Source organism: Pseudokineococcus marinus (assembly GCF_013004605.1).
Taxonomy (GTDB): Bacteria; Actinomycetota; Actinomycetes; order Actinomycetales; family Quadrisphaeraceae; genus Pseudokineococcus; species Pseudokineococcus marinus.
This window is the reverse complement of record NZ_JABEMA010000385.1, coordinates 1-2,472: the sequence shown is the minus strand read 5'-3', so window position 1 is coordinate 2,472 and position 2,472 is coordinate 1. Positions and strand designations below refer to the sequence as shown.

Here is a 2,472-nt window from a genome sequence, read left to right as displayed (position 1 = left end):
GCCCTGCGCCGCACCCTGCGCGTCCTCCGCCCGCACACCGGCGGGTCGCGCCTGCTCGCCGGCGGCGGGCTGCTCGCCGTCCTCGTCGAGGTGGCCGCCCGGCTGCTGGAGCCCTGGCCCGTCAGCTGGGTCGTGGACGGCGTCGTCCCGGCGGTCACCGGCCAGGGCGTCCCGCCCGGCACGACGTCGCTGCTCCTCGGCGCGGGCGTGGCGGTGCTCGTCGTCGCCGGGGTGCGCGCCGGCGCCGCCTACGCCTCGACCGTCGCCTTCGCCCTCGTCGGCGCCCGGGTGACGACGCGGCTGCGCGCGCACCTGCACGAGCGGCTGCTCGGCGCGCCCCTGGCCTTCCACGAGACCGCCCGCAGCGGCGACCTCGTGCAGCGCGTCGTCGGCGACGTCGGCCGCGTCCAGGAGGTCGCGGTGACCGCCGGCCTGCCCCTCTTCGCCAACGTCCTCACGGTCGTCGGCATGGTCGTCGTGGTCCTCGTCCTCGACCCGCTGCTGGCGCTCGTCGTCGTGGCCGTCCTGCCGCTGCTCCTGCTGTCCGGCCGCACGTCGGCGAAGCGCATCACCGGCGCCTCGCGCAGCCAGCGCACGCAGGAGGGCGCCATGGCGGGCGACGCGGGCGAGGCCTTCGCCGCCGTCCGCACCGTCCAGGCCTACGGCCTCGTGGACCACCTCTCCGCGCGCCTGCGGGGGAACGACGCCAAGGGGCTCGCCGACGGCGTCCGGACCAAGCGGCTGACCGCCGGGCTCGAGCGGCGGACGGACGTCGTCGTCGGCGCGGCGACCGCCGTCGTGCTCGTCATGGGCGGGTGGCGCGTGCTCCAGGGCGCCATCAGCCCCGGCGAGCTCGTCGTCTTCCTCACCTACCTCAAGACGGCGTTCAAGCCGCTGCGCGACCTCGCCAAGCACACCGGCCGGATCGCCAGGGCCGCGGCGTCGGGGGAGCGGATCGCCGACGCGCTCGACGAGGCCGTCCCCGAGCGCGACCGCTCGTGGGCCCGCCCGCTGCGCCGCACGCCCGGCCGCTCGCTCGCGGTCGACGTCGAGGGGCTCGTCGTCGGGCACCCCGGCCGCGCCCCGGTGCTGCGCGGCGCCGACCTGCGCGTCCGGGCGGGGGAGACCGTGGCCCTCGTCGGGGCCAGCGGGGCGGGGAAGTCGACGCTCCTCCAGGTGCTCCTGCGCTTCGTCGACCCGCTCGAGGGGACGGTGCGGGTGGACGGCCACGACCTCGTCGACGTGACCCGCCACAGCGTGCGGGCGGCCACGGCCGTGGTGCTGCAGGACTCGGTGCTCCTCCAGGGGACGCTGGCGGACAACGTCCGGCTCGGGCGGCTCGACGCGACCGACGCCGAGGTGGAGGACGCCCTGCGCCGCGCCGGCCTCGGGTCGCTGCTCGACGTGCTGCCCGACGGCGCGGCGACCGCCGTCGCCGAGCGCGGCGCCACGCTGTCCGGCGGGCAGCGCCAGCGGGTCGCCGTCGCGCGCGCCCTCCTGCGCGACCCGGCGCTCGTCCTCCTCGACGAGCCGACCACCGGGCTCGACGCGCGGAGCGCCGCGGAGGTGCTGGACGCGCTGCTCGAGCTGTCACGCGGGCGCACCACGCTGCTCGTCACCCACGACCCGGCCCTGCTCCACCGCGTCGACCGGGTGGTCGCGCTGGAGGACGGCCGGCTCGTCGAGCGGCCGCGCCCGGCGGCGCCCGTCGCTCGCCCCGGCGCACCGGTCGCGCGGCAGGCGGTGGGCCGGTGATCGCCCCCGCCGACGTCGGCCACGGAGCGCCGCCCCCGCCCCCCGGCGCCACCCCCCGGGAGACCGCCCGTGCGGACTCGGCCGTGGTCGCCCGGCACCCGGACCTGCCCGGACTGGCCGTCGTCCTCGACGACGCCCGCCTCCGCGCGGCGCTGGCCGACCTCGTCGCGCCCGACCTCGCGGCGACGGCGGTCGTCGAGCGGCTGCGCCTCAAGCCCGGGGCGTCCGTCCGCGCGGTCGTCCGGCTCGTCGACACCGACGGCAGCAGGCCCCGCGTCCTCGTGACGGCGCGGGCCGGTCGGGACTGGGACGTCAAGGCCCGCAAGGAGGTCGAGGCGGCCCGCCGCGCCGGGCTCCCGTCGCACGTCGTGACCGAGACGCGGCTGCTCCTCGCCCCGGCCGCCTCGGACCGCGCCCTGCGCGGCCTGGCCCGCCTCCGCCCGGAGTCGGGGGCGCCCGTCCGTCGGCCCCGCGGCGCCCCTCGCGGCGGCGCCGTCGTGGCGACGACGCTGTCGCACAACCCCGCTCGTCGGTGGGTCGGCCGGCTGGACCCGGCGCCCGGCGCCGGCGGGGAGCCGCTGCTCGTCCGTCACCACGCCGGTGGCCACGTCGAGGTGCTGGCGTGGGTGCCGGGACGACCGTGGACCCCGGCGGACGGCACCGACGCCGTCCGCGCCCGTCTGGCGGAGGAGGCGGCCGGCCGGCACGACGGGGCGC

Annotated in this window: 1 protein-coding gene and 1 pseudogene; both read left to right on the top strand. The window is 79.5% G+C overall.

Annotated elements, in window-relative coordinates; genetic code table 11:
* On the top strand, positions 1-1,755 hold a 1,755-nt coding region (locus HLB09_RS15730), incomplete at its 5' end, for an ABC transporter ATP-binding protein (RefSeq protein ID WP_171204262.1).
* An 83-nt stretch (positions 1,756-1,838) separates the two neighbouring features.
* Positions 1,839-2,472: pseudogene (locus HLB09_RS15725) on the top strand (hypothetical protein); the annotation flags it as partial.